The sequence below is a fragment of the Pseudomonas sp. Irchel 3E20 genome, from assembly GCF_900187645.1.
Classification (GTDB): Bacteria; Pseudomonadota; Gammaproteobacteria; order Pseudomonadales; family Pseudomonadaceae; genus Aquipseudomonas.
Genome location: NZ_FYEE01000006.1, coordinates 35748 through 61517 on the forward strand (window position 1 = coordinate 35748; position 25770 = coordinate 61517).

Annotated in this window: 24 protein-coding genes; 9 read left to right on the top strand and 15 right to left on the bottom strand. The window is 62.6% G+C overall.

The window, feature by feature from the left end; translation table 11 throughout:
• The first annotated feature begins 329 nt into the window (after positions 1–329).
• Positions 330–2513, top strand: coding sequence for a YccS family putative transporter (gene yccS, locus CKW13_RS13060; protein ID WP_095109037.1), 2184 nt, complete (start codon positions 330–332; stop codon positions 2511–2513).
• 30 nt (positions 2514–2543) lie between these two features.
• Here yccS and CKW13_RS13065 read toward each other — a convergent pair whose 3' ends face one another.
• The gene (locus CKW13_RS13065; RefSeq protein ID WP_095109038.1) at positions 2544–3287 is read right to left on the bottom strand and encodes an ABC transporter substrate-binding protein; all 744 of its coding nucleotides are present in this window, start codon (positions 3285–3287) and stop codon (positions 2544–2546) included.
• A gap of 268 nt (positions 3288–3555) precedes the next feature.
• On the opposite strand from CKW13_RS13065, the gene CKW13_RS13070 reads away from it, so the two are divergent.
• Positions 3556–4017, top strand: coding sequence for a GNAT family N-acetyltransferase (locus CKW13_RS13070; protein ID WP_095109039.1), 462 nt, complete (start codon positions 3556–3558; stop codon positions 4015–4017).
• A gap of 13 nt (positions 4018–4030) precedes the next feature.
• Here CKW13_RS13070 and CKW13_RS13075 read toward each other — a convergent pair whose 3' ends face one another.
• From CKW13_RS13075 to tkt, 11 genes are all read right to left on the bottom strand, one after another.
• Positions 4031–4327, bottom strand: a complete 297-nt coding sequence (locus CKW13_RS13075) for a helix-turn-helix domain-containing protein (protein WP_095109040.1) — start codon at positions 4325–4327, stop codon at positions 4031–4033.
• 4 nt (positions 4328–4331) lie between these two features.
• A complete protein-coding gene (locus tag CKW13_RS13080; protein ID WP_095109041.1) occupies positions 4332–4841 on the bottom strand; it encodes a M48 family metallopeptidase in 510 nt (169 codons plus the stop codon).
• 41 nt (positions 4842–4882) lie between these two features.
• On the bottom strand, positions 4883–7006 hold the full coding sequence (locus tag CKW13_RS13085; RefSeq protein WP_095109042.1) for a bifunctional diguanylate cyclase/phosphodiesterase: 2124 nt from the start codon (positions 7004–7006) through the stop codon (positions 4883–4885).
• 276 nt (positions 7007–7282) lie between these two features.
• Positions 7283–8275 carry a cytochrome-c peroxidase gene (locus tag CKW13_RS13090; protein WP_305886494.1) on the bottom strand — a complete coding sequence of 331 codons (993 nt, stop codon included), beginning with the start codon at positions 8273–8275 and terminating at the stop codon, positions 7283–7285.
• A 241-nt stretch (positions 8276–8516) separates the two neighbouring features.
• Positions 8517–8837 (bottom strand): hypothetical protein, encoded by a 321-nt coding sequence (locus CKW13_RS13095; protein ID WP_095109044.1) that lies wholly within the window; start codon positions 8835–8837, stop codon positions 8517–8519.
• An 838-nt stretch (positions 8838–9675) separates the two neighbouring features.
• Positions 9676–10740, bottom strand: a complete 1065-nt coding sequence (fba, locus tag CKW13_RS13100; protein WP_095109045.1) for a class II fructose-bisphosphate aldolase — start codon at positions 10738–10740, stop codon at positions 9676–9678.
• 189 nt (positions 10741–10929) lie between these two features.
• Positions 10930–11259, bottom strand: a complete 330-nt coding sequence (locus CKW13_RS13105; RefSeq protein ID WP_095109046.1) for an MliC family protein — start codon at positions 11257–11259, stop codon at positions 10930–10932.
• Positions 11260–11294: 35 nt separating this feature from the next.
• Positions 11295–11519: a hypothetical protein gene (locus tag CKW13_RS13110; protein WP_095109047.1), complete on the bottom strand. Its 225-nt coding sequence runs from the start codon at positions 11517–11519 to the stop codon at positions 11295–11297.
• 32 nt (positions 11520–11551) lie between these two features.
• Positions 11552–12715 (bottom strand): phosphoglycerate kinase, encoded by a 1164-nt coding sequence (locus CKW13_RS13115; RefSeq protein WP_095109048.1) that lies wholly within the window; start codon positions 12713–12715, stop codon positions 11552–11554.
• Positions 12716–12732: 17 nt separating this feature from the next.
• Entirely contained in the window at positions 12733–13788 is a 1056-nt protein-coding gene (gene epd / locus CKW13_RS13120) for an erythrose-4-phosphate dehydrogenase (protein ID WP_095109049.1), read from the bottom strand.
• A 155-nt stretch (positions 13789–13943) separates the two neighbouring features.
• Positions 13944–15941, bottom strand: coding sequence for a transketolase (gene tkt / locus CKW13_RS13125; protein WP_095109050.1), 1998 nt, complete (start codon positions 15939–15941; stop codon positions 13944–13946).
• A gap of 261 nt (positions 15942–16202) precedes the next feature.
• Between tkt and CKW13_RS13130 the strand changes: the two genes are divergently transcribed.
• From CKW13_RS13130 to CKW13_RS13150, 5 genes are all read left to right on the top strand, one after another.
• Complete coding sequence (locus tag CKW13_RS13130) at positions 16203–17198, top strand: metalloregulator ArsR/SmtB family transcription factor (RefSeq protein ID WP_095109051.1); 996 nt, start codon at positions 16203–16205, stop codon at positions 17196–17198.
• 19 nt (positions 17199–17217) lie between these two features.
• Entirely contained in the window at positions 17218–18408 is a 1191-nt protein-coding gene (gene metK / locus CKW13_RS13135) for a methionine adenosyltransferase (RefSeq protein ID WP_095109052.1), read from the top strand.
• A gap of 197 nt (positions 18409–18605) precedes the next feature.
• Positions 18606–18962: a DUF1090 family protein gene (locus tag CKW13_RS13140; RefSeq protein ID WP_095109053.1), complete on the top strand. Its 357-nt coding sequence runs from the start codon at positions 18606–18608 to the stop codon at positions 18960–18962.
• A 101-nt stretch (positions 18963–19063) separates the two neighbouring features.
• Positions 19064–20746: an NAD-dependent DNA ligase LigB gene (gene ligB, locus CKW13_RS13145; protein WP_095109054.1), complete on the top strand. Its 1683-nt coding sequence runs from the start codon at positions 19064–19066 to the stop codon at positions 20744–20746.
• A gap of 81 nt (positions 20747–20827) precedes the next feature.
• Positions 20828–21220 (top strand): DUF1090 domain-containing protein, encoded by a 393-nt coding sequence (locus tag CKW13_RS13150; RefSeq protein ID WP_095109055.1) that lies wholly within the window; start codon positions 20828–20830, stop codon positions 21218–21220.
• Positions 21221–21268: 48 nt separating this feature from the next.
• On the opposite strand, the gene CKW13_RS13155 is transcribed toward CKW13_RS13150, so the two are convergent.
• Positions 21269–21718 carry a cytochrome c gene (locus tag CKW13_RS13155; RefSeq protein WP_095109056.1) on the bottom strand — a complete coding sequence of 150 codons (450 nt, stop codon included), beginning with the start codon at positions 21716–21718 and terminating at the stop codon, positions 21269–21271.
• Between the two features lie 128 nt (positions 21719–21846).
• On the opposite strand from CKW13_RS13155, the gene CKW13_RS13160 reads away from it, so the two are divergent.
• Complete coding sequence (locus CKW13_RS13160; protein ID WP_095109057.1) at positions 21847–23007, top strand: murein transglycosylase A; 1161 nt, start codon at positions 21847–21849, stop codon at positions 23005–23007.
• 62 nt (positions 23008–23069) lie between these two features.
• Here the strand turns inward: CKW13_RS13160 and CKW13_RS13165 are convergent, their stop codons facing one another.
• Positions 23070–23453: an MAPEG family protein gene (locus CKW13_RS13165; RefSeq protein ID WP_095109058.1), complete on the bottom strand. Its 384-nt coding sequence runs from the start codon at positions 23451–23453 to the stop codon at positions 23070–23072.
• Positions 23454–23490: 37 nt separating this feature from the next.
• Positions 23491–24330: an EamA family transporter gene (locus CKW13_RS13170; RefSeq protein ID WP_095109059.1), complete on the bottom strand. Its 840-nt coding sequence runs from the start codon at positions 24328–24330 to the stop codon at positions 23491–23493.
• A 199-nt stretch (positions 24331–24529) separates the two neighbouring features.
• Here CKW13_RS13170 and CKW13_RS13175 point away from each other — a divergent pair, with 199 nt between their 5' ends.
• Positions 24530–25696 carry an MFS transporter gene (locus tag CKW13_RS13175; protein WP_095109060.1) on the top strand — a complete coding sequence of 389 codons (1167 nt, stop codon included), beginning with the start codon at positions 24530–24532 and terminating at the stop codon, positions 25694–25696.
• Positions 25697–25770 lie beyond the last annotated feature (74 nt).

The window sequence follows — 25770 nt, forward strand, 5'->3', positions numbered from 1 at the left end:
CCTGTGGGCGCGAGCCGGGGGGCGCTGCGCTCGCCCGCGATAACGGCATGACTGCTGGGTAGACAGGTGTTGGCTGTAATGGCCTCATCGCGGGCAGGGCCCGCTCCCACAGTTGAACGGTGGTGTGGGTGGGGTTTTCATTTTTTTCTATGGGCGCGAGCCTACTCGCGATGGCCGAAGAGTAGGGGTAAGACAGTTGCTCCCACACACCCTCCCCTAGAAAACCACCCCAGGAACATATTTTGCTTGTTGGATGTGATTGCCAGTATTGCGCCAGCGTCCATACTGGCCCAATTTAGCCCACCGCCCGCCAAGGCCTTTTGCCCTTCATGTCATCGACCTCGTTCCGTCACTCCCTGCGGCGCCTCTGGGCCCTGGATAAGTTCAGCTACAGCGTGCGGGTGTTCATTGCCCTGACCGGCAGCATGGCGCTGTGCTGGTATCAGGATGAAATGGGCCTGCTGATCCCGCTGTTTTTGGGGATTATCGCCAGCGCCCTGGCCGAAACCGACGACAGTTGGCAGGGCCGCCTCAATGCCCTGGCCGTGACCCTGGTGTGCTTTAGCATCGCCGCATTCGCCGTCGAGTGGTTGTTCCCCTACCCGTGGGTTTTCGTGATCGCCCTGGCCCTGGCCAGTTTCGCCCTGACCATGCTCGGCGCCCTGGGCGAGCGCTATGGGGCGATTGCCTCGGCCACGCTGATTTTGTCGGTGTACACCATGATCGGCGTCGATCAGCGCGGCGGCGCGGTCACCGATTTCTGGCACGAGCCGGTGCTGCTGGTGGCGGGCGCGGCGTGGTACGGGTTGCTGTCGGTGCTGTGGCAGGCGCTGTTTTCCAACCAACCGGTGCAGCAGAGCCTGGCGCGCTTGTTTCGCGAACTGGGTTACTACCTCAAGCTCAAGTCGTCGCTGTTCGAGCCGATCCGGCAGATGGACGTGGAGGCGCGGCGCCTGGAGCTGGCGCAGCAAAACGGCAAAGTGGTGGCGGCGCTCAATGCCGCCAAGGAAATCATCCTGCACCGTGTAGGCAATGGCCGGCCGGGGTCGAAGGTCAGCCGCTACCTCAAGCTGTACTTCCTGGCCCAGGACATCCACGAACGCGCCAGCTCTTCCCATTACCCGTACAACGCCCTGGCCGAGGCGTTCTTCCACAGTGACGTGCTGTTCCGCTGCCAGCGCCTGTTGCGCCAGCAGGGCAAGGCCTGCCAGGCCCTGGCCGAGTCGATCCAGTTGCGCCAGCCGTTCGTCTACGACGCCAGTTTCGCCCAGGCCCTGGGCGACCTGGATGCGTCCCTGGAACACCTGCGCATACAGAGCAACCCGGCCTGGCGCGGCCTGCTGCGCTCGCTGCGCGCCCTGGCGGCCAACCTGGCCACCCTCGACCGTTTGCTCAGCGACGCCAGCAACCCCGACAGCCTGGCGGACGCCACCGACAGCAGCCTGCTGGACCGCTCGCCGCGCAACCTCAAGGACGTGTGGACGCGCCTGCGCACTCAGTTGACGCCCACCTCGCTGCTGTTCCGCCATGCCTTGCGCCTGCCGCTGGCGCTAAGCATCGGCTACGGCATGGTGCATTTGATCCACCCGTCCCAGGGCTACTGGATCATCCTCACCACGCTCTTCGTCTGCCAGCCGAACTACGGCGCCACGCGGCGAAAACTCGGGCAGCGGATCATCGGCACCGCCATCGGCCTGACCGTGGCCTGGGCGCTGTTCGACCTGTTCCCCAACCCGCTGGTGCAGTCGTGCTTCGCCATCGCCGCCGGGGTGGTGTTCTTTATCTACCGCACCTCGCGCTACACCCTGGCCACGGCCGCGATCACCCTGATGGTGCTGTTCTGCTTCAACCAAGTGGGCGACGGTTATGGGCTGTTCCTGCCGCGCCTGTTCGACACCCTGTTGGGCAGCCTGATCGCCGGGCTGGCGGTGTTCCTGTTCCTGCCGGACTGGCAGGGCCGGCGCCTGAACAAGGTGCTGGCCAACACCCTGACCTGCAACAGCATCTACCTGCGCCAGATCATGCAGCAGTACGCCAACGGCAAAAGCGACGACCTGGCCTACCGCCTCGCCCGGCGCAACGCCCACAACGCCGACGCGGCACTGTCCACCACCCTGGCCAACATGCTGATGGAGCCGGGGCATTTTCGTAAGGAAGCGGACGTCGGTTTTCGCTTTTTGGTGCTGTCCCACACCCTGCTCAGCTACCTCTCGGGCCTGGGCGCGCACCGCGACACCCAACTGCCCGGCGAGGTGCGCGAACACCTGATCGAAGGCGCGGGCGTGCGCCTGGCGGCCAGCATCGACGAAATCGCCCAGGGCCTGGCCAGCAAACAACCGATCGCCATCCAGAGCGACGCCGAAGAAGCCCTGGCCAATGAGCTGGAACAGATGAGCGACGACATCGACGAAAGCCAGCGCCTGGTGCAAAGCCAGTTGGCGCTGATCTGCCGGCAACTGGGGCCGCTGCGCACCTTGGCGGCGCATCTCATCAAGGATACGAGCGAGGTTTAGCGCCCACAGGCTCGCCTGCAAGGAGATGGTTCAGTGCGCCATCCCATGCTGGCGCAAGAGGCGCTGATAACTGCCATCGGCCTTCATGGCCGCGATCTCGCGGTCGAAACCGGCGACGATCTGCTGGTGCTCGGGGTTTTTCAGGCTGACCAGAATGTGCAGGCTGTTTTCGCTCAAGGACTTGGGCAAAAACTCCACCGCATTGCGCACCCGAGGGGATTCGCGGGACAGGTGATAGCGCGCCACGAACTCGTCTTCCAGGGTCAGCTTGACCCGGTCGGCGGCGAGCATGCGCACCGCCATGGAAAAGTTGTGCACCGGCACCTTCTGCAACCCCGGGTCTTCGTCGAATGCCTGGGAATAGGCGTAGCCGCGCACCACCGCCACCGGGTACTCGTGCAGTTGCTGCAGGTTCTTGTATTCGATGGGCGCGTCCTTGCGCTTGAGAAAGCGCACGCGGTTGAGCAGGTACTCGCCGGAGAACTGCCCCAGATGGGTGCGGGCCTCGTTGAACCAAGCGTTGACCAGCACGTCATAGCGACCTTCGCCGATGCCCAGCAACGCCCGGGCCCAGGGTACTTGCTCGAACTCGCTGGCATACCCCGCCCGCGCCAGGGCGGTGCTGACAATGTCGGTGGCCAAGCCGCCGTTGAGCAGCGTGGCGTCGGTAAAGGGGGGCCAGGCATCCGCCACCAGGCGCAGTTTTTCCCCGTGCGCGTGCTGCCCTAGCAAGAGCAATCCGATCAAAGCAAAGGCTCGATGCAATCGCGACATGCTAAAACGTCCTTAGCGGGCGGGTGCCCTGCGTGTTTTTAGCTCAAACCGAAGACCGATGCGTCGGTGGCCGGGCCCATCTGCGGCCTTAACCTTAGCTCATCACAGCTATTTGCAAGCTGCACAGCAGATTACACAAAGAAGTCAGCCCCGCGCAAAATGAATGATGGCAATTTGATTGCTCTCACAAAAACAGACGCCCCGCAGCGGCAGACAAGGCGCGACGGGGCGCTTAGTATCCAGGGAAGTTTTCCTACAGGACGAAGCGATGACCATTGAATGGGTGTGCAAACACCACAGCGACTTGGGCAAGGAACAGCTCTACGCCCTCCTCAAACTGCGCGACGAGGTATTTGTCGTGGAACAGAAGTGTGCCTACCAAGACCTCGATGGCCTGGACCTGGACGGCGACACCTGCCACCTGATGGGCTGGGAGGGCGATGAGTTGGTGGCGTACCTGCGCCTGCTCGACCCCACGTCCCAGGGCGGCGACGTGGTGATTGGCCGGGTGGTGACCGCCGAATCGACCCGCGGCAAGGGCCTTGGCCATGAGCTGATGAAACAGGGCCTCAAACAGGCCGAAAAATACTGGCCCGAAGTGCCGATCTACCTCTCGGCCCAGGCCCATTTGCAGGGTTACTACGCCAACTACGGCTTTGAAGTAGCAGGCGAGCCGTATGTCGAAGACGGCATTCCCCATATCGGCATGCGCAGGGTGTCGTCGTTGTAGCAAGCGGTAGGGCTCAGGGGTAGCCCAACACAGCCTTGATCCGCCCCAGGTGCAGGGTGATCCAGCCTTTGTCGATGGCGCCCCAGTCGCGGATGCGGTAGCGCCCGGCGTGGTTGCGGGCACCGTCCTGTTGCTCGAACTCGCAGACGATGTCCAGGTCTGCCAGGGCGGCGATGGTGTCCTGGGCGGTGCGCCGGGGCATGCCGGTGGCTTCGGTGAGGGCTGGCACGCTACTGGCCAGTTGGCTGTCGATCAGGTACGCCACGTAGAGGCGTCGGTAAAAGCTGCTTTTGGTCTTGCTCACGTCCATCGGCTTATTCCTGAATGGTTTTTGGCGGCAGATCCCGGTACGTCAAATACACCCGCAGGTCGAACTCCAGTTGGTGGTAGCCGGGGAGCATGTGCTCGCAGAGTTGGTAGAACGCCTTGTTATGGTCCGACTCTTTGAAGTGCGCCAGCTCATGCACCACGATCATGCTCAAAAACTGCGGCGCCGCGTCTTTGAACAACGAGGCGATGCGGATCTCTTTCTTGGCCTTGAGCTTGCCGCCTTGCACCCGGGAAATGGCCGTATGCAGGCCCAACGCGCGGTGGGTCAGGTCCAGGCGATTGTCGAACAGCACTTTGTCGATGGCCGGTGCGTTGCGCAGATGCTCCTGTTTGAGGGCCAGGGCGAAGTTGTACAACGCTTTGTCGCTCTGCACCGCATGCTTGTCGGGGTAGCGCTGGTGCAGGTAATCGCCAAGACGATCCTGCGCGATCATCTGGCGCACTTGTTCCTGCAACGCAAAAGGGTAGGCCTGGAGGTATTTAAGGGCGGTCATGGGACGGCAACGGGGCGTAAAAGGTCGCCAGTGTACCCAATTCAGTCGCGTACTGCGCTCCAGTCAAAGGCCAGGGGAAATTGGCTGGCGTCCCCGGCGAGCAGCGGCCGCGCCACCAAGTAGCCCTGCACGTACTCGCAGCCATGGGCGTGCAGCCACTCGTACTGCGCCAGGGTTTCCACCCCTTCGGCCACCACCAGCAGGCCGAACTGCTTGCACAACTCAATGACACCGCGGGCCATGGCTGCGTCGCGGGGCGATTCCAGTAGCCGCGCCACCAAGTGCCGATCGAGTTTGAGGGTGTCCAGGTCCAGGTCGCGCAGATGGGCCAGGGAGCAATCCCCCGAGCCGAAATCATCCAGCGCCACCCGCACCCCCAGGTTGCGCAACAGGCGCAGTTGCTTGCGCGTTTCGTCCAGGTTGCGCACCAGGGTGTCCTCGGTCACCTCCACCTCCAGTTGCCCGGGGCGCAGGCCGTGGCGCTCCAACACCTGGCGCAGCTCAGTGACCAGGTTGGGCATGCCGAACTGGGTGCTGCTCAGGCTCACGGCCAGCACCAGGTCATCGTTGAACACGGTGCTCCACGCGCGGCGCTGGGCAGTACTTTGCTGGTAGATCCAACTGCCCAGGCGGCTGATGAGGCGTGCCTCTTCCAGCAACGGCAAAAACAGCCCCGGCGGCACATCGCCAACGCTGGGGTGCTGCCAGCGCAACAAAGCCTCAAAACCACGCAAACGGCCATCGGTGATGGACACCTGGGGCTGGTAGACGAGGTTGAAATCCTTGCTTTCGATGGCCGTGCGCACGCTTTCTTCGAGCATCAAGCGCGAGCGGGCGCGGCCGTTCATTTCGTGATCGTAGAAGCGGTATTGCTGGCGCCCGGCGCGCTTGGCCTCGTACATGGCGATATCCGCCGCGCGCAAAAGGCCATCGAGGTTGGCGCCGCAATCGGGGTAGGTGGCGATGCCGATGCTCGCCCCCAGGGTCATGTCCAGGCCTTCGATTTGCTGGCAGATGGACAGGCGTTCGATGAGCTTTTCAGCGATTTTCGCCGCTTGCTCCGGGAACTCCAGATCCAGCAACGCGGTGAACTCATCGCCGCCCATGCGCGCCAAAATGTCGAATGAGCGCAGGCTGCCTTTCAACTGCTCCGACACCCAGCGCAGCACCCGGTCGCCGGCGTCGTGGCCCAGGCAATCGTTGACCCGCTTGAAACCGTCCAAGTCCAGGTAGAGCAGCACCGAGGTGGTGCTGGTGCGCTCGTTGCGCAGCAATTGGTTTTCTGCGGCCTGATAAAAACCGCGGCGGTTGAACAACCCGGTCAGCGGGTCGGTGACGGCTTGATACTCCAGTTGCTGGTGCAGGTGGCGCACCACCGACATGTCCAGCACCGTCACCACCATAGCCTTCTGCTCGGCCGGCAGCGGCGCACACGACAGCGCCACCGGCAGCAACTGCCCTGGCGCGGTACGCAGTAAGGCATCGTGCAGGCGCCAGGTTTCGCCTCGGCGGTAGGTTTCGTAGAGCAGGGAATCCGCCCAATTCGGCACGTGGGGGTTTTGCAGGAAAGCGATGAACTCCGTGCCCTGCAACTCGCCAACAGTGGCGTTGAGCAAACGGCAGATCGCCGGGTTGGCGAAGCGGATCACGCCGTCCTCGTCCACTACCAGGATGCCCTCGGCGGCGTTGTCCAGCACCGAGGCGTTGAACGCCCGCGCCACCTCCAGGTCATGGCTCAGGCGCTGCAAGGCACGGCGGTTGCGCTGATGTTCCAGCAACGCCTGCACCTTGGGCTTGAGGATCTGCGGGTCGAAGGGTTTGAACAGGTAATCCACCGCGCCGCTGGCATAGCCCTTGATGACGGCATCCTGGGACTGCTCGTTGGCGGTGAGGAAAATGATCGGGGTCAACCGCGTGCGCTGGCTGCCGCGCATCAAGCGGGCAACTTCAAAGCCGTCCATGCCGGGCATCTGCACATCCAGCAGCACCAAGTCGACTTCGTGCTCGAGCAGCAGTCCCAAGGCTTCAACCCCGGAGGCCGCAGTCATTACCTGCCAGTCCTGGCGCTGCAACAGCGCGCGCATACTGACCAAATTCTCGGGATAGTCATCGACTATCAAAAGGACCGAACTGCTGTCACCAGGCTTGGGCTGCGCGCATTCCATGCTGCTTCTCTTGTCGGAGCGTCCTGCCGGCGATCGAACGGAAAACCGGGCAAATACTGAGCCTTCACTCTAGACCCGGTTATGGGAAAGCAATAGGAAAGCCCCGGCCCTCAAGGGCCCAAACCCGTGGGCAGCCGACTAACGGTAGGAAATGGCCATCTTGTAGGACAGGAATTGTCGTTTCCAGATGTGCGATCTACGCCAATGGCCAGGTACAAAAAAGCCCGAGCGTCGCCACCCGGGCCTTTACCTGGCTTACTGCCTGGGCTGCGGCCTTTAGTTGAACGGCACCGGCAGCGGCGTCTGCGCCGAAGAGGGCGGCAGGATCGGCAGTTTGAAGTCCGGTTGATCGCCGGTCAGGGTCTTGAGGAAGGCCACGATCTGGCCCACTTCATCGGTGCTCAGCTTGCGCCCCAGTTGCAGACGGGCCATCACGTCCACCGCTTCTTCGAGTTTCCAGTACGCGCCGTCGTGGAAGTAGGGGTAGGTCAGCTCGACGTTACGCAGCGTCGGCACTTTGAAACGCATGCGGTCGGCGTCCTTGCCGGTCAGGCCAGCTACGCCTTCGGCGGGGTTCTTGGTGGCGTAGGGTTCGACCACGCCCATCTTCTGGAACGAACCGCCGCCCACGGCTTCGCCGTTGTGGCAGGCCACGCAACCGATGGATTTGAACAGTTGATAACCGGTTTGCGCCGTGGCGCTGATGGCTTTGCTATCACCCTTCAACCAGCGGTCGAATGGTGCGTTGGGGGTGACCAGGGTTTTCTCGAACTCGCCAATGGCGTCGGTCACCTGCTCGATATCGACCGCGTTCTTACCGTAGACCTTCTTGAACGCTTCGCGGTATTGCGGGATAGACGCCACCACGTCCACCGCCAGGTTGTGGGTAAAGCCCATCTCCCCCGGGTTGGCAATCGGCCCGCCGGCCTGCTCGGCCAGGGTCTTGGCGCGCCCGTCCCAGAACTGCGCGATGCTCATCCCCGAGTTGAGCACCGTGGGCGAGTTGATCGGCCCCTGGTGCCAGTTATGCCCGATCGACGTCGGCAGGTTGTCGCTGCCGCCCATGCTCAGGTTGTGGCACGAGTTGCAGGAAATAAACCCGGACTTGGACAGGCGCGGGTCAAAGAACAATTGCTTGCCCAACTCCACCTTGCCCGCATCCGCCACCTTCACCGGTTGCACCGGCACAATGGGCTCGTTGCTCGCCACCATCCCCGAGGCACTCGCCACCAACCCCATGCCCAACATGAAAATCATCGGTCTAAACACGGTACTGCTCCCTTTGCTGTTTTTGGTCTGCTTCAACCATGGGTCAGCCAAGGGCCGGAGTGGGTGATTTGAGTCAATGGGGCGCGGGGTTGGCGTGCGACAAAAGCGCTGGGGGTGTGTGGAGGGGGGGGCAACGCTGGGTACTTGATAATGAAACAAGCGAGTCGATGCAAAAAAGGGATGGATATATTAAAAAAACCTACCCATCCCCTTTGTCAAACATGACATGGCAAAACCACACTTAAGTCCACGGCAATTTATTAATCCTGACAAAGTCGATATTTTCAACTTCGACGAGTCCATCAGGGTAAGTAAAACTCCGCGTCCCTGCCAACCTCACCTCACTTAAACTGAGGCTCCATGAATAAGTTCTATCGCCTTCCACCGTCGTAAATTTCATCCCCCAGCCATGCGTAATGGGATTTGCCGTTGGTTTGAACTGCAACCCCACTTGGCTGGTGCGTGTCATCACCCAACCATGAACTTCCCCTAAAATTGGATTCGATAGATCCAAGTACATTTCCTGGCCCATACGGCCGTACATGCCTTTGATATCTGCCATTTCAAGCACTCCTCTAATACACAGTACAACGAACAACCCAAGTCTCGCTCACAAGCTAACGTTGAGCAGGAAGTACATAATATGAAGAACACGAAATAATATGAACCGAAAAACAACATTTTTAATATTGTTAGCACATAACCAACATACCCTTTAACTCCATCCGCGATGACAATTCAACGCAAGAGTCCGGCAACCCCCAAAGACCCAATCCGGCTTATAGAGTTCTACTCTTCATCCACAAAACTTGCTTATAACCTACATGGCTGAGCGCTGCCATACTGTCAAAACTGGAATAACAACCCGTCTAAAACTCTATAAAAAACCGGTAAATATGACAGGTAAACTGCGCACAACCATATGCTAGTTTCAATGGGGAGCAAGGAAGCCGAGAAGCCCCTCCATTTAGTCTTAGCGGGGCAGCCTAGCCTCTGTGATCCGATTCAAAGATAAATCAGCAGCTATCCAGATATCTATTTTACTGATTGGACACATCCAACAAGCCGAACACAGAGGCAAACATAAAGAGCATTAAAGATATGGAATCGCGAAGCGTCGAAAACATACCCCAAAACCACCGAAGAGATTGAAACAAAAAACCTTAAGATAACGGTCGAACTTGATGCCAAGAATCCGCCAAAGGGCCTGAGCAGTTTCTTAAGCGACGCCCACGACGCCTTACTTGATGCTGACGGACTTGAGCGGTTTACCGGCAGTGTGGAAGACGCACAAAACGGAACGACCACTCGCAATATCATTACCATAACCTTGGTGCAGCCTAACCCTTGCTAGAAAATAAAAACCCGCCTCGCGGCGGGTTTTTATAAATACGCAAAGTTTAGTTAACCTTGGCGTTCAACTCACCTTTCAAATACCGCTGGTACATGGCTTCCAGGGAGATCGGCTTGATCTTCGAGGCATTACCCGCAGTGCCGAACGCTTCGTAGCGGGCGATACAGACATCACGCATGGCAGTCACGGTGGCGCCGAAGAATTTGCGTGGGTCGAACTCGCTCGGATGAGTGGCCATCAGGCGACGCATGGCGCCGGTGGAAGCCAAGCGCAGGTCGGTGTCGATGTTGACTTTGCGCACGCCGTGTTTGATGCCTTCAACGATTTCTTCAACCGGTACGCCGTAGGTTTCTTTGATGTCGCCGCCGTACTCGTTGATGATCGCCAGCCACTCTTGCGGCACCGAGGACGAGCCGTGCATCACCAAGTGGGTGTTGGGGATGCGCTTGTGGATTTCCTTGATGCGGTCGATGGCCAGGACGTCGCCGGTCGGTGGTTTGGTGAACTTGTAGGCGCCGTGGCTGGTGCCGATGGCGATGGCCAGGGCATCGACCTGGGTACGTTTGACGAAGTCAGCGGCTTCTTCCGGGTCGGTGAGCATCTGGCTGTGATCGAGCACGCCTTCGGCGCCGATGCCGTCTTCTTCGCCGGCCATGCCGGTTTCCAGCGAGCCCAGGCAACCCAGTTCGCCTTCGACCGAAACGCCGCAGGCGTGGGCCAGGGCGACGGTTTGCTGGGTGACGCGCACGTTGTAGTCGTAGTCGGTCGGGGTCTTGCCGTCTTCGCCCAGGGAGCCGTCCATCATCACCGAGCTGAAGCCCAGTTGGATGGAGCGCTGGCAGACGTCAGGGCTGGTGCCGTGGTCCTGGTGCATGCACACCGGGATGTGCGGGAACTCTTCGATGGCGGCGAGGATCAGGTGACGCAGGAACGGTGCGCCGGCGTATTTACGGGCACCGGCCGAAGCCTGGACGATCACCGGGGAGTCAGTCTTGTCAGCGGCTTCCATGATGGCGCGCATCTGCTCAAGGTTGTTGACGTTGAAGGCTGGAACGCCGTAGCCGAATTCGGCTGCGTGGTCCAGCATCTGGCGCATGCTGATAAGTGCCATTGTTCGTGTATCTCCCGGTCGAGGGTCGTTAATCGTGCAAGCCTGCCGGAGCGGCGGCTGCTATTCAAGTGATTGCAGATCGGGGGTAAGGCCGGACCTGCGAATGGGGTGGTGCGAAATGCTCAACGGCTGTGCATAACTTCTGCGGGAGCGGGCTTGCCCGCTCCCGCAGGGTATGGCCACAAGCGTTTACGGCGCTTTACAGCCGCGGCCGATCAAGTCGTCGGTGGCAACCCAGTAAACCAGGCCCTCGTCACCTTTTTGATGAAACGCCAGCCTGTCGTTGCTGTAGAGCGCGCCGGAGCCACTGGCTTCGAGCTTGAGGCGCTGCACCTGGTCGTCGCCGCCCAGGCGTACATCTACCTGCTCGCGGCTGCTGTCGGTGTAGCGCCACTGCACTTGGGCCTGGCTGTCGCAGGTCCAGGTGGTCCAGTTGTCCGGCGCTGGCGCTGTGCCCAGGCCGAGGCTGGAACAACCGGCGAGCAACGCCAGTGCCGCCAGGGCGATAAAACCTTTCATCGGTGTTCCTCGTGATGCGTGGAGGTTCTGACCCGTCATGGGCAGCCCCGTTCCTTGGCCTTGGCCGGCGTGTCGTATTTGTCCAGCGCCTGGGTCCCGGCTCGCTTGTTAATCACCGGTGCCGTCTCGGCTTGCCAATCGGCCTGGTAGCAATGGCTTTCGGGCTCGGTGGCTTGCGCCTCCTCACGCTTGGCCTGCTGGGCGCCGGCGCAACCGGCCAGCAGCCCCAGGGCGAGCAACAATGCGCATGTCTTGACCATGTGAACACTCCTTTGCCGGGGCACCGGGGGCCTTATGCCTTGGCCCGGCTTTCCAGGACTTCAACGGCGGGCAGCACTTTGCCCTCGACGAATTCGAGGAATGCGCCGCCACCGGTAGAAATGTAGGAGATTTGCTCGGCCACGCCATATTTGTCGATGGCCGCCAGGGTGTCGCCACCGCCGGCAATTGAGAACGCGGCGCTGTCGGCGATGGCCTGGGCCAGCACCTTGGTGCCGTTGCCGAATTGGTCGAACTCGAACACGCCGACCGGGCCGTTCCACAGGATGGTCTGGGAGGATTTCAGCAGTTCGGCGAAGTTGGCCGCGGTTTGCGGACCAATGTCCAGGATCATGTCGTCTTCGGCGACGTCAGCGATCAGCTTGACGGTGGCCACGGCGCTCTCGGCGAATTCCTTGGCTACCACCACGTCCACCGGCAGCGGCACGCTGACCTTGGCGGCGATGGCGCGGGCGGTGTCCAGCAGGTCCGGCTCGTACAGCGACTTGCCCACCGGGTGCCCGGCCGCGGCCAGGAAGGTGTTGGCGATGCCGCCGCCGACGATCAACTGGTTACAGATCTGGCTCAGGCTGTTGAGTACGTCGAGCTTGGTCGACACCTTGGAGCCTGCGACGATCGCCGCCATCGGCTGGGCCGGGGCGCCCAGGGCTTTACCCAAGGCTTCCAGTTCGGCGGCCAGCAACGGGCCAGCAGCGGCAACTTTGGCGAACTTGGCCACGCCATGGGTCGAACCCTCGGCACGGTGCGCGGTGCCGAAGGCGTCCATCACGAACACGTCGCACAGGGCGGCATATTGCTGGGCCAGTTCATCGCTGTTCTTTTTCTCGCCTTTGTTAAAGCGCACGTTCTCGAACAGCACGATGTCGCCCGCTTTCACGTCGACGCCGCCCAGGTAATCGGCCACCAACGGCACGTCACGGCCCAAGGCGCGGCTCAGGTAATCGGCCACAGGCTTGAGGCTGTTTTCGGCGCTGAACTCACCTTCGCTCGGGCGACCCAGGTGGGAGCAGACCATCACGGCCGCGCCTTTTTCCAGGGCCAGCTTGATGGTCGGCAGCGAGGCCAGGATTCGCGCATCGCTGGTGACAACACCGTCCTTGACGGGGACGTTGAGGTCTTCGCGGATCAGTACGCGCTTACCTTGCAGATCGAGGTCGGTCATCTTCAACACGGTCATGGGGGGCAGTTCCTGAATTACTGTTGAGGTGGTTTGGAAGCGACGTGCAGGTAGTGCTCTGCAACGTCCAGCATGCGGTTGGCAAAACCCCATTCGTTATCGAACCAGGCCAGGATGTTCACCAGCCTGGGGCCGGAAACGCGGGTCTGGCTGGCATCGACAATGGCCGAATGGGGGTCATGGTTGAAATCACAACTGGCATGGGGCAGCTCGGTGTACGCCAGCAAGCCCTTGAGCGGGCCCACGGTGGCAGCCTCGCGCAGGATACGGTTGACCTCGCCGGCATCGGTGTCGCTGACGGTTTGCAGAGTGATATCCAGGCACGACACATTCACCGTCGGCACCCGCACGGCTTTGGCCTGGATTCGCCCGGCAAGTTCCGGCAACAGGCGTTCGATACCGCGCGCCAGGCCCGTGGACACCGGGATCACCGACTGAAACGCCGACCGGGTGCGGCGCAGGTCTTCGTGGTGATAGGCGTCGATCACCGGTTGGTCGTTCATCGCCGAGTGGATGGTGGTGATCGACACGTACTCCAGGCCGATGGCCTGGTCCAGCAGGCGCAACAGCGGCACGCCGCAGTTGGTGGTGCAGGAGGCGTTGGACACCAGCAGCTCGGCGCCGGTCAGGCAATCCTGGTTGACGCCGTAGACGATGGTGGCGTCGACATCCGCCTCGCTGGCCATCGGCTGGGAGAACAGCACCCGTGGCGCACCGGCGGCCAAAAAGCGCTCGCCGTCGGCACGGGTGTTGTAGGCACCGGAGCACTCGAGCACCAGATCGACGCCCAGGGCCTTCCAATCGATGCCTTCGGGGGTGGCACTGCGCAGGACTTTCACGCAGGTGCCATTAATGTGCAGACAATCGCCGTCGACCTTTACCTCACCGGGAAAACGCCCGTGGGTGGAGTCGAAGCGTGTCAGGTATTCGATGCTGGCCATGTCGGCCAAGTCGTTGATCGCGACAATTTCAAACCCGGCCGCCGCCCCACGCTCGAACAACGCACGCAAGACGCAACGCCCAATGCGGCCATAGCCGTTGAGTGCAACTTTGTAGGGACGCGGTGGGAGCATGGGGTTCTCGATTACCGATGTAAGTCAGTCAGCGTTGCGTTGTGTTGACCAACGCTATCGCGGGCGAGCCCGCTCCCACAGGGGCGGGCGGTGCATATCCCTGTGGGAGCGGGCTCGCCCGCGATGGCGTCAGAACAGGCAGTACAGAACCTGGCTCAGTCTTCCAGCAGCTCTTCAGCCTGACCCAGGATATTTTCCAGGGTAAAACCGAACTCCTCGAACAAGGCTGGAGCCGGAGCCGACTCGCCATAGGTGGTCATGCCGATCACGCGGCCTTCCAGACCCACGTACTTGTACCAGTAGTCGGCATGGGCCGCTTCGATGGCGATCCGCGCACTGACCTGCAACGGCAGCACGCCTTGCTTGTAGCCGGCGTCCTGGGCGTCGTACACGCTGGTGCACGGCATCGACACCACGCGCACCTTGCGGCCCTGCTCGGTCAGTTTGTCGAACGCCTGCACTGCCAGGCCCACTTCGGAACCGGTAGCGATCAGGATCAGCTCAGGCTCGCCCGCGCAGTCCTTCAATACATAGCCACCGCGGGCGATGTCGGCGATCTGGCCGGCGTCGCGGGTTTGGTGCTGCAGGTTCTGGCGCGAGAAGATCAGCGCGCTCGGGCCGTCCTTGCGCTCGATGGCCGACTTCCAGGCCACCGCCGATTCCACGGCGTCGGCAGGGCGCCAGGTGTCGAGGTTCGGCGTGCAGCGCAGGCTGGCCAGTTGCTCGATGGGCTGGTGCGTCGGGCCGTCTTCGCCCAGGCCGATGGAGTCGTGGGTGTAGACGTGGATCACCCGCTGCTTCATCAGTGCGGCCATGCGCACCGCGTTGCGTGCGTATTCCATGAACATCAGGAAGGTCGCGCCGTAAGGCACCAGGCCACCGTGCAAGGCGACGCCGTTCATGATGGCGCTCATGCCGAACTCGCGCACACCGTAGTACATGTAGTTGCCGCTGGCATCTTGCGCCGAAACGCCTTTGCAGCCTTTCCACAGGGTCAGGTTGGAGCCGGCCAGGTCGGCCGAGCCGCCGAGGAACTCAGGTAACAGCGGGCCAAAGGCGTTCAGGGTGTTCTGGCTGGCCTTGCGGCTGGCAATGGTTTCGCCCTTGGCGGCCACTTCGGCGATGTAGGCCGAGGCCTTTTCGGCGAAATCGGCCGGCAGGTCGCCCGCCATGCGGCGCACCAGTTCGTTGGCCAGCTCCGGGAACTCGGCGCTGTAGGCGGCGAAACGCTGGTCCCACTCGGCTTCAACGGCCAGGCCGGCTTCCTTGGCGTTCCACTCGGCGTAGATGTCGGCCGGGATCTCGAACGGGCCGTGGGTCCATTTCAGGGCTTCACGGGTCAGGGCGATTTCCGCGTCACCCAGTGGGGCGCCGTGGCAGTCTTCCTTGCCTTGCTTGTTCGGCGAGCCGAAGCCGATGGTGGTCTTGCAGCAGATCAGCGTTGGCTGCTCGCTCTTGCGGGCGGTTTCGATGGCGGTCTTGATTTCTTCCGGGTCGTGGCCGTCGACATTGCGGATCACTTGCCAGTTGTAGGCCTCGAAACGCTTGGCGGTGTCGTCGGTGAACCAGCCTTCGACTTCGCCGTCGATGGAGATGCCGTTGTCATCGTAGAACGCGATCAGTTTGCCCAGGCCCAGGGTACCGGCCAGGGAGCTGACTTCGTGGGAAATGCCTTCCATCATGCAGCCATCGCCCAGGAACACGTAGGTGTGGTGGTCGACAACGTTGTGGCCGGGGCGGTTGAACTGCGCCGCCAGCACTTTTTCCGCCAGGGCAAAGCCCACGGCGTTGGCCAGGCCTTGGCCCAGTGGGCCGGTGGTGGTCTCGACGCCTGGGGTGTAGCCGAATTCCGGGTGGCCCGGGGTGCGGCTGTGCAGTTGGCGGAAGCTCTTGAGGTCGTCGATCGACAGGTCGTAGCCGGTCAGGTGCAGCAGCGAGTAGATCAACATCGAGCCATGGCCGTTGGACAGCACGAAGCGGTCACGGTCGGCGAACGAGGGGTTGCTCGGGTTGTGCTTGAGGAAGTCACGCCAAAGTACTTCGGCGATATCCGCCATACCCATAGGGGCACCCGGATGGCCGCTGTTGGCTTTTTGCACGGCATCCATGCTGAGGGCACGAATGGCGTTGGCACGCTCACGACGGCTGGGCATCGCTGATCTCCTGGGGGTTTGAATAAAACGAAACGGAAAAAAGGCGAGCATTTTCCCTCACGGGGCGGCTCTGGGGCAATCACAGATAGTCGCTGGGGCGACTTTTTCCTGTGGATAACCGCCCCCGGGCCTGCTGAAACCATTGCGCACCCTTTGAGTAGAACCCGCCAGCACTGCCGGAGTGCCATTTATCGAGCAATATCAAAACTTTTTGATATTGACCTTGCGGGGCGACAGGCCCGTCACTAGACTGCCGGCCTTATGAATTTACGCGTGCCTTCAATTCGTCATGACGATTGCGATGAGCTGGCAGCCTTGTGCAAGGCTGGCGGCGATCCGTTGCGGCTCAATGTTTTGCGCGCGCTGGCCAACGACTCGTTTGGCGTGCTGGAACTGGCGCAGATCTTCGCCATCGGCCAGTCCGGCATGAGCCACCACTTGAAGGTGCTGGCCCAAGCCGACCTGGTGGCAACACGGCGCGAGGGCAATGCGATTTTTTATCGCCGCGCCCTGCCCCACACCGAATTGCTGGGGGGTAAGTTGCACGCGGCGTTGCTCGATGAAGTGGACAACCTGACCCTGCCCGCCGAAGTGCGCTCGCGGATAGGCCAGGTCCACGGGCAACGGGCCGCCGCCAGCCAGGATTTTTTCTCACGGGTTGCGGAGAAGTTTCGGGCCCAGCAAGACTTGATCGCCGGCTTGCCCCAGTACCGGGAAAGCGTGCTGGCGCTGCTGGACAAGTTGAGCTTCAGTGAAGGCGCCACGGCCATTGAAGTCGGCCCCGGCGACGGCGGTTTCCTGCCGGAGCTGGCGCAGCGTTTCAGCCAGGTCACCGCACTGGAGAACAGCCCGGCGATGCTCGAACTGGCGCGCCAGGTGTGCCAGCGCCAGGCGTTGGGCAATGTGCGCCTGCAACTGGCCGACGCCTTGAACGGCGTCGCCCTGCAAGCCGATTGCGTGGTGCTGAACATGGTGCTACACCATTTCGCCGCGCCCGCCGATGCCCTCAAGCGCATGGCCGATCTGCTGCAACCGGGCGGTAGCCTGCTGGTGACAGAGTTATGCAGTCACAACCAAAGTTGGGCCAGGGAGGCCTGCGGTGATCTTTGGTTGGGGTTTGAACAGGACGATCTGGCCCATTGGGCCACCGCTGCGGGACTCGTTCCCGGGGACAGCCTCTATGTAGGCTTACGTAATGGTTTCCAGATCCAGGTCCGCCATTTTCAGCGGCCGGCTGGCGACACTCACCATCGGTAAACAGTAGGAAACCATCGAGATGAGCGAATACTCCCTTTTCACCTCCGAGTCCGTGTCTGAAGGGCATCCGGACAAAATCGCCGACCAGATTTCTGATGCGGTGCTGGACGCCATCATTGCTGAAGACAAGTTCGCCCGTGTGGCGTGCGAGACTCTGGTGAAAACGGGCGTTGCGATCATCGCCGGCGAAGTCACTACCTCGGCTTGGGTTGATCTGGAGCAGATCGTGCGCGATGTCATCACCGACATCGGCTACACCAGCTCCGACGTCGGCTTCGACGGCGCGACCTGCGGCGTGATGAACATCATTGGCAAGCAGTCCCCCGACATCAACCAGGGTGTTGACCGCGCCAAGCCGGAAGACCAGGGCGCGGGCGACCAGGGCCTGATGTTCGGCTACGCCAGCAACGAAACCGACGTGCTGATGCCCGCACCCATCACCTTCTCCCACCAGTTGGTGCAGCGCCAGGCCGAAGCCCGCAAATCCGGCCTGCTGCCGTGGTTGCGCCCGGATGCCAAATCCCAGGTCACCTGCCGCTATGAAGGCGGCAAGGTGGTGGGCATTGACGCGGTGGTGCTGTCGACCCAGCACAACCCGGAAGTTTCCTACAAAGACCTGCGCGAAGGCGTGATGGAACTGATCGTCAAGCACGTGCTGCCAGCCGAACTGCTGCACAAAGACACCCAGTTCCACATCAACCCTACCGGCCAGTTCATCATCGGCGGCCCGGTGGGCGACTGCGGCCTGACCGGGCGCAAGATCATCGTCGACACCTACGGCGGCATGGCCCGCCACGGCGGCGGCGCGTTCTCCGGCAAAGACCCATCCAAGGTAGACCGCTCGGCAGCCTACGCCGGTCGCTACGTGGCCAAGAACATCGTCGCCGCCGGCCTGGCCGAGCGCTGTGAGATCCAGGTGTCCTACGCCATTGGCGTGGCGCAACCGACCTCGATCTCGCTGAACACCTTCGGCACCGGCAAGATCAGCGATGACAAGATCATCAAACTGGTGCGCGAAGTGTTCGACCTGCGCCCCTACGCGATCACCAAGATGCTCGACCTGCTGCACCCGATGTACCAGGCGACCGCGGCCTACGGCCACTTCGGCCGCACCCCGGAGCAAAAGACCGTGGGCGAAGACACCTTCACCACCTTCACCTGGGAAAAAACCGACCGCGCCAACGACCTGCGCACCGCCGCCGGCCTGTAAACGCCGTTTCGCTGCACCGAAAACCCCGCCCGGCATGCCGCGCGGGGTTTTTTAATGGCTAAACGACATGTCTCACTTGCAGGCCCAATGATGGCCCAATAGAATCCGCGCCAACTCGGATCCTTATTCCATTTGGATATTGCGACGCGCTTATCCGAGATCATTTGTGCGCGCGCGATCGAACATTGAGGTTTTTCATGCGTATTTCCTTGCTCGCTCCTGCTGCTGCCCTGTTCGCGCTGTTCTCCCTGCCTGCACAAGCCGTGGACCTGGGCTCGCTGACCTCGAAAGTGACCGGCCACATCGGCGTTGCCGACGGCAACTGCAAAGAGAAAACCGCCGAACTGCAAGCCAAGTTCGACGAAGCCGAAGCCAGCGGCAACACCCTTAAGGCCGCCGGTTACAAGGCTGCCCTGGAGCAAGCCAACAAAGGCTGCAAAGTGGTCGGCGACAAGACCGCAGAAGCCAACCAGAAGGTTGACGGCGTCACGCAAGAAACCCAGGCCAAAGCTGACAAGAGCGGCGTTAGCGCCCTCGGCGGCCTGCTGAAGTAAGCCGACATACGCTGCAAAAAAAGCCCCGCTCCGTGCGGGGCTTTTTTGTGGGCGACGGGTCTAGGCTTCAGGCTCCCCCAAGCCGAGCAAGGATGCTCACCATGCCTCGCCCCCTGCGGTTTTGCGCCAGCCTGGCGCTCGCCTTTTTTTGCCTGCCAGCCCTTGCCGACTGCCCGTCCTGGACGCCCCAACAGGCCCGGGAACAGATCGGCGCCCTGCAAACGCAAATCGCCCACTGGGACGACAGCTACCACCGCCAGGGCCAGGCGCTGGTAGCCGACGAACTCTACGACCAGAGCCGCATCCGCCTCGACCAATGGCGTCGCTGCTTCCCCGCCCCCGCCGACATTCCCACCCACCCACTGCGCACGGCGGGCGGCCCGGTGGCGCACCCCATCGCCCATACCGGGCTGGACAAGCTCAACGACGCCGAAGCCGTGCGCGCCTGGTTGCACCCGCGCGATGACGTCTGGGTGCAACCCAAGGTCGATGGCGTGGCGGTCACCCTGATCTACCGCCAGGGCCTGCTCCAGCAGGCCATCAGCCGTGGCGACGGCAACACCGGCCAGGACTGGACCGCCAACGCCTTGCAGGTTGCGGCCATCCCCCGGCAACTGCCCAAGGACATAGACCTGCTGCTGCAAGGCGAACTCTACTGGCGCCTCGACGCACACGTGCAGGCCAAGGCCGGCAGCCGCAACGCCCGCGGCCGCGTGGCCGGGTTGATGGCGCGCAAAACCCTGGGCGCCGACGAGGCCAGCGGTATCGGCCTGTTTGTCTGGGACTGGCCCCAAGGCCCCGCCACCCTGCCCGAGCGCTTGGCCGGCCTGGCGCAACTGGGTTTCACCGATAGCGTCGAATACAGCCAACCCATCAAGGATTTTGCCCAGGCCCGGCAATGGCGCGAGCATTGGTATCGCACAGCCTTGCCCTTCGCCAGCGATGGCGTGGTGCTGCGCCAGAGCCGGCGCCCGCCCGCCGAGCGCTGGCAGGCCAGCAGCCCGTTCTGGAGCGTGGCCTGGAAATACCCCTTCGCCCAGGCCCTGGCCGAAGTGCGTAAGGTCAACTTCAAGGTCGGGCGCACCGGGCGCATCACCCCGGTGCTGGAACTGACCCCGGTGCTGCTCGACGACCGCCAGATCAAACGGGTCAGCGCCGGCTCCCTCGCGCGCTGGCAAGCCCTGGACATCCGCCCCGGCGACCATGTGGCCATCAGCCTGGCGGGGCTGACCATCCCGCGCCTGGACAACGTGCTGTGGCGCAACCCGCAACGGCTAGCCCTGCCGGTGCCCGACCCGCAGGCCTTCCACGCCCTCAGCTGCTGGCAACCTAGCGCGGGGTGCGAAAGCCAGTTCCTGGCTCGTTTGACCTGGCTCAGTGGCAAACAAGGCTTGGGCCTGGCGCATGTCGGCCCGGGGACTTGGGAGAAATTGCTGGCGGCCGGGCGAATCGGCCACCTGCTCGATTGGTTGACCCTCGACGCCCAAGAGCTTGCTAACATTGCCGGCTTCGGCGCACGTAGCAGCACGCGCCTGCTCAACAGTTTCCACAGTGCCCGGCAACGCCCGTTCGAACGCTGGCTCAAGGCTTTGGGCATGCCGCCGACCGCTGGCGCCAACCTGCCCCGGCAATGGCAGGCCCTGGCCAGCCGCGAGGCCGAACAGTGGCAGGCCGAGCCGGGCATCGGCCCGGGGCGCGCGGCGCAACTGAGCGCTTTTTTTCGCGACCCGCAGGTCCTGGCCCTGGCCGAACATTTACGTATGGCCGGCGTTGAAGGCTTCTAGACGCCGGATTGAACCCGCATCCGCCAACCGGCTCCAATCGCCATTGGCAGACGACCAGACTATTTTTTGTACGGAGCTTTTATGAAATTTCTTGCACCGCTCGCCCTTATCACGCTTTGCAGCCTGTCCACCCCGCTGCTGGCCGCTGAACCCGCCCAGGAACTCACGGGCTGCGCCGCCAAGCGCCAGTCCATCGCCACCCAGATCGAACACGCCAAGGCCCACGGCAACAGCGACCAGCTCGCCGGCCTGGAAAAAGCCCTGAGCGAAGTGACCGCCCACTGCACCGACGCCTCGCTGAAAAAGGAACGGGAAAACAAAGTGCTGGAAGCCAAGCACGAAGTCAGTCGCCGTCAGGGCGACCTGGACAAGGCGATGAAGAAGGGCGACCCGGAGAAGATCAACAAGCTCAAGGACAAACTGGCCAAGTCACGTAAGGAACTGCAAGAAGCGGTGGAAGAGCTGGATAAATAAACCGCCGCCCCGTAGCAAGCGGGCTTGCCCACTTGCTACGGGCAGCACTCAATGATCGCGGAATTCCTTATGGCACGCGCTGCACGCGTCTTCGACCCGTTGCACCGCCGGTGCCAGGTTGCTGACCTTGTAGGGCTGGATCTTGCTGGCGATCACCAATTGGCCGGTGGCCGCTTCCAGTTCGCGGGCGATTTCCTGGAAGCGCGCCTGTTTTTTCCAGACATCGTCCGTGGCACTGGTGTGGTCTTGCTCACGCACCTGCGGGAAGTGCTTCCACGGCTCGTGGGCCAAGGCGTCGAGTTTCACCGCGCCGTCGGCAAACCGCTGGCCGTCAAAAGGAATGCGCCCACGTAGCATGCCGCCCAGGTCTTCGCCGGTCTTGAGCATCTGCTTGAAGATGGCCTTGCGCTGGCCCAAAGGCGAGTTCGGATCGACACCGCCACAGGCGGCCAGGGCCAGGCAGGCCAGCAATACAACGGAAATTCGTTTAAGAGTCATGGTGGCTTCAGGTCACGGAAAACGGCGGCCAGTATCCTCGCCTCGCCCGCAAAGACCAATAGCCCTATTAACAATGAGGGTTGCCCGCAGGCCTGATGCCTGTGCCCAACCCACCAAGGACATCGTGCATGAACCCAAGATTCAACCGCCGTCGCCTGGCCTGGACGCTGCCCCTGCTGGCGGCGCTGCTGGCCGGCTGCAACGGCGGCGACAGCACCCAACCCGAACCCCACGCCCTCGCCACCTACGCTAGTGCCTCCTGGGATGCCCTGCCCGCCGTGGCCGATAACGACCTGCTGGCCGGCTTCGGTGCCTGGCGCAGTGCTTGCACCCGCCTCAAGGCCGACCCGGTGTGGGGCGGCACCTGCCTGGCGGCCGCCGACCTGCCCCAGACCCCGGCGGCCATCCGCGCCTTCCTCAAGGAGCATTTGCAGGTCTATGGCCTGCGCTCCGGCGAGGGCAGCGACAAAGGCCTGATTACCGGCTACTACGAACCGGTCTACCCCGGCAGCCTGACCCGCACCGACAGCGCCCACGTGCCCGTTTACGGCGTGCCCGAGGACATGATCGTGGTCGCGCTGGACAGCCTCTACCCCGAACTCAAGGGCAAACGCCTGCGCGGCCGGCTCGAAGGGCGGGTGCTCAAGCCCTACGACGACTCCGCCAGCATCGAGGCCAAGGGTGTGAAAGCGCCGGTGATCGCCTGGCTGACCGACCCGATGGACCTGCAATTCCTGCAAATCCAGGGCTCGGGCCGGGTGCAACTCGAAGATGGCCGGCAACTGCGCATCGGCTACGCCGACCAGAACGGCCACCCGTACCGGCCCATCGGCCGTTGGCTGGTGGAACAGGGCGAGTTGAAAAAGGAGGAGGTCACCATGGGCACCATCAGTGCCTGGGCCAAGGCCAACCCAACGCGCATCCCCGAGCTGCTGGCGAGCAACCCCAGTTATGTGTTCTTCAACCGCAACCCGGACAGCAACGAGGGCCCGCGCGGCTCGTTGAACGTACCGCTGACCTCCGGCTACAGCGTGGCAGTGGACCGTAAGGTGATCCCGCTGGGCAGCCTGTTGTGGCTGTCCACCACCCGCCCCGACGGCACCGCGCTGGTACGCCCGGTCGCGGCCCAGGACACCGGTGGCGCCATCACCGGCGAAGTGCGCGCCGACCTGTTCTGGGGCACAGGCGACGCCGCCGGGCACCTGGCCGGCGACATGAAGCAGCAAGGGCAGATCTGGATGCTCTGGCCCAAGGGCCTCGCGTTACCGGATGTGCCGCAAAAGCCTTGAGGTTTTGTGAGAGCAGGCTTGTGGGGGAGCGGGCCGGGCTGCGCTCCGCTTACCCGCCCGCCTCACATCGAGACGAAAAAGAAACTCGCCACCAGCCCCATGTTCACGAACCACATCAGCGAGCGCAGGGTCGCCCAGTCGGCCAGGTAGCAGATCAGGAACAGCAGGCGCGTGGTGATGAACAGCACCGCCAGCACGTTGATCGTCACCAGGTCGGCGTTGCCGGCGAGGTGGGCGATTATCACGGCGGCGGCGAAGGCCGGGGTGATTTCAAAGCTGTTGAGTTCGGCGTTGTGGGCGCGTTTGCCCAGCCCTTGCGCCTTGCCCATGAAGGCCCGGGGGTCATGGTTGTCCCGCAGGCCATACTTGCCGCTGACCTTGGCCACGGCCGTACCCAGGTAGGGCAGGAAAATCGCAATCAGCACACACCAAAAAGCCACAGTCATCACACATACCCTTGTTTAGTTTTTGTTTAGATCCGGTTTAGAGCTTCATCACCAACAGGCCAATCAACACCAGCCCACACGCTAAGAGCCGCGGCCGGCCGAAAGGTTCTTTGAGGTAGCGCATACCGAACAGCACCACCAGAATCACACTGATTTCCCTCAGCGCCGCCGCCTCGGCAATCGAGCCTAGCTGCATCGCCCACAACACCAGGGCATAGCTCAACAGCACGCAGAACCCCACGCTCAAACCCAGCCGCCATTGCTCGCGCCAAAACAGGGTGAACGCCGCCCGCTTGGCCACCAGCGCCAGCACCGGATAGGGCCAGGCACTGAGCAGTGTCACCCACACCAGGTAATCGAGCGGGTGGGACCAGCGGCGCAACGCCTGGCCGTCGATGTAGGTGTAGCCACCGATGCACAGGCCGATCAGCGCCACCACCGGCAGCATCGACCAGGGCAAGCGCTCCCCGCCACCGCCCTGCCACAGCAGGCAGAGCATGCCGAGGGGGATCAGGAGGATGCCGATGATCTGCTGGGTTGTCAGCACTTCGCCAGCAAAGAACAGGGTCAGGGCCAGCACCACCAGGGGCGACAAACCGCGCATCAGCGGGTAGACCAGCCCCAGGTCGCCGACGCGGTAGGCCTGGATCAGCAAATAGCGATACAGCAGCTCAAGGGCCGCCGAGGCGAAGATCCACGGCCACAGTTCGGCCGGCGGCCAGTCCACGGCGCCGAAGGCGAACATAAGCGCCACGAACAGCATGGCCACGCTGTCCATGCAGGCGATCACCAGCAAGCGTTCGGCGCTGAATTTAATCAGGGTGTTCCAGGCTGCATGCAGCAGCGCGGCGACCAATACCAGGGTGGTTGCCAGCACGGTGTGCTCCTTGTCCGGTTTTGCAGAATCGTTTCACCACGTTTCAGCAGCCCTGTTTATACTGGCCACCGCCACGCCCCATTCAGTTGCGCACACACCCATTCCAATAAAGGCCCGCCACCGCCGCGCCCCGCGCGAACCGGAGCTGGCCGGCGTATGCCTGATTAAAGCGTCAAGACTACAGACAGAGACCTTGCGCATGCCACTTGCTTTGCTTGCACTGGCCGTTGCCGCTTTCGGCATCGGTACGACTGAATTCGTCATCATGGGCCTGCTGCCCGACGTCGCCCGCGACCTGGGGGTGAGCATCCCCGATGCGGGCCTGCTGATTACCGGCTACGCCCTGGGCGTGGTGTTCGGCGCGCCGATCCTGGCCATCGGCACCGCCAACATGCCGCGCAAAGCCACGCTCCTGGGCATGACCCTGATGTTCATCCTGGGCAATATCCTCTGCGCCCTGGCGCCGAACTACGCCACGCTGATGGCCGCGCGGGTGGTCACGGCGCTGTGCCACGGGGCGTTTTTCGGCATTGGCTCGGTGGTGGCCGCAGGCCTGGTGGCGCCGAACAAGCGAGCCCAGGCGATTGCCCTGATGTTCACTGGCCTGACCCTGGCCAATGTGCTCGGCGTGCCGCTGGGCACGGCGCTGGGCCAGTACGCCGGGTGGCGCTCGACGTTTTGGGCGGTGGCGGTAATCGGCGTGATCGCCGCCCTCGCCCAATGGCGCTGGCTACCCCGTGCCATCACTCTGGACAAAGCCAACCTGGCCACTGAGTTCAAGGTGCTGGGCAAGGTCAACGTGCTGCTGGCGTTGGGCATGAGCGTGCTGGCGTCCACCAGCCTGTTCAGCGTGTTCACCTACATCGCGCCGATCCTGCAAGACATCACCGGCGTCAGCCCCCACGGCGTGACCGTCATGCTGCTGTTGTTCGGCGTCGGCCTGACGGCGGGCAGCATGCTCGGCGGGCGCCTGGCCGACAGCCGCTTGCTGCCGTCTCTGGTGGGCATGGCGCTGGCGGTGGTGCTGGTATTGGCGGCATTCACCCAGACCAGCCAATCGCTGATCCCGGCGGCCATCACCCTGGTGCTGTGGGGGATTTTTGCCTTCGCCCTGTGCCCGATCCTGCAACTGCTCATCATCGACCAGGCCCACGAAGCCCCAAACCTGGGCTCGACCCTGAACCAAAGCGCCTTCAACCTGGGCAATGCGGCGGGTGCCTGGATTGGCGGCCTGGTGGTGGCCAGCGGCGCCGACCTGGCCGACCTGCCGTGGACCGGCGCCCTGGTCAGCGGCTTGACCGTGCTGGCGGCGTTGTACTTTATCTACCGCCAGCGCGGCGCCGAGCGGGTGGCGGCGGCCGGCTGACTGCCGAGCCAAAACCTTCTGTGGGAACGAGCCTGCCCGTCGATATCGGGTGACTGACACGGCGCTATCGCGAG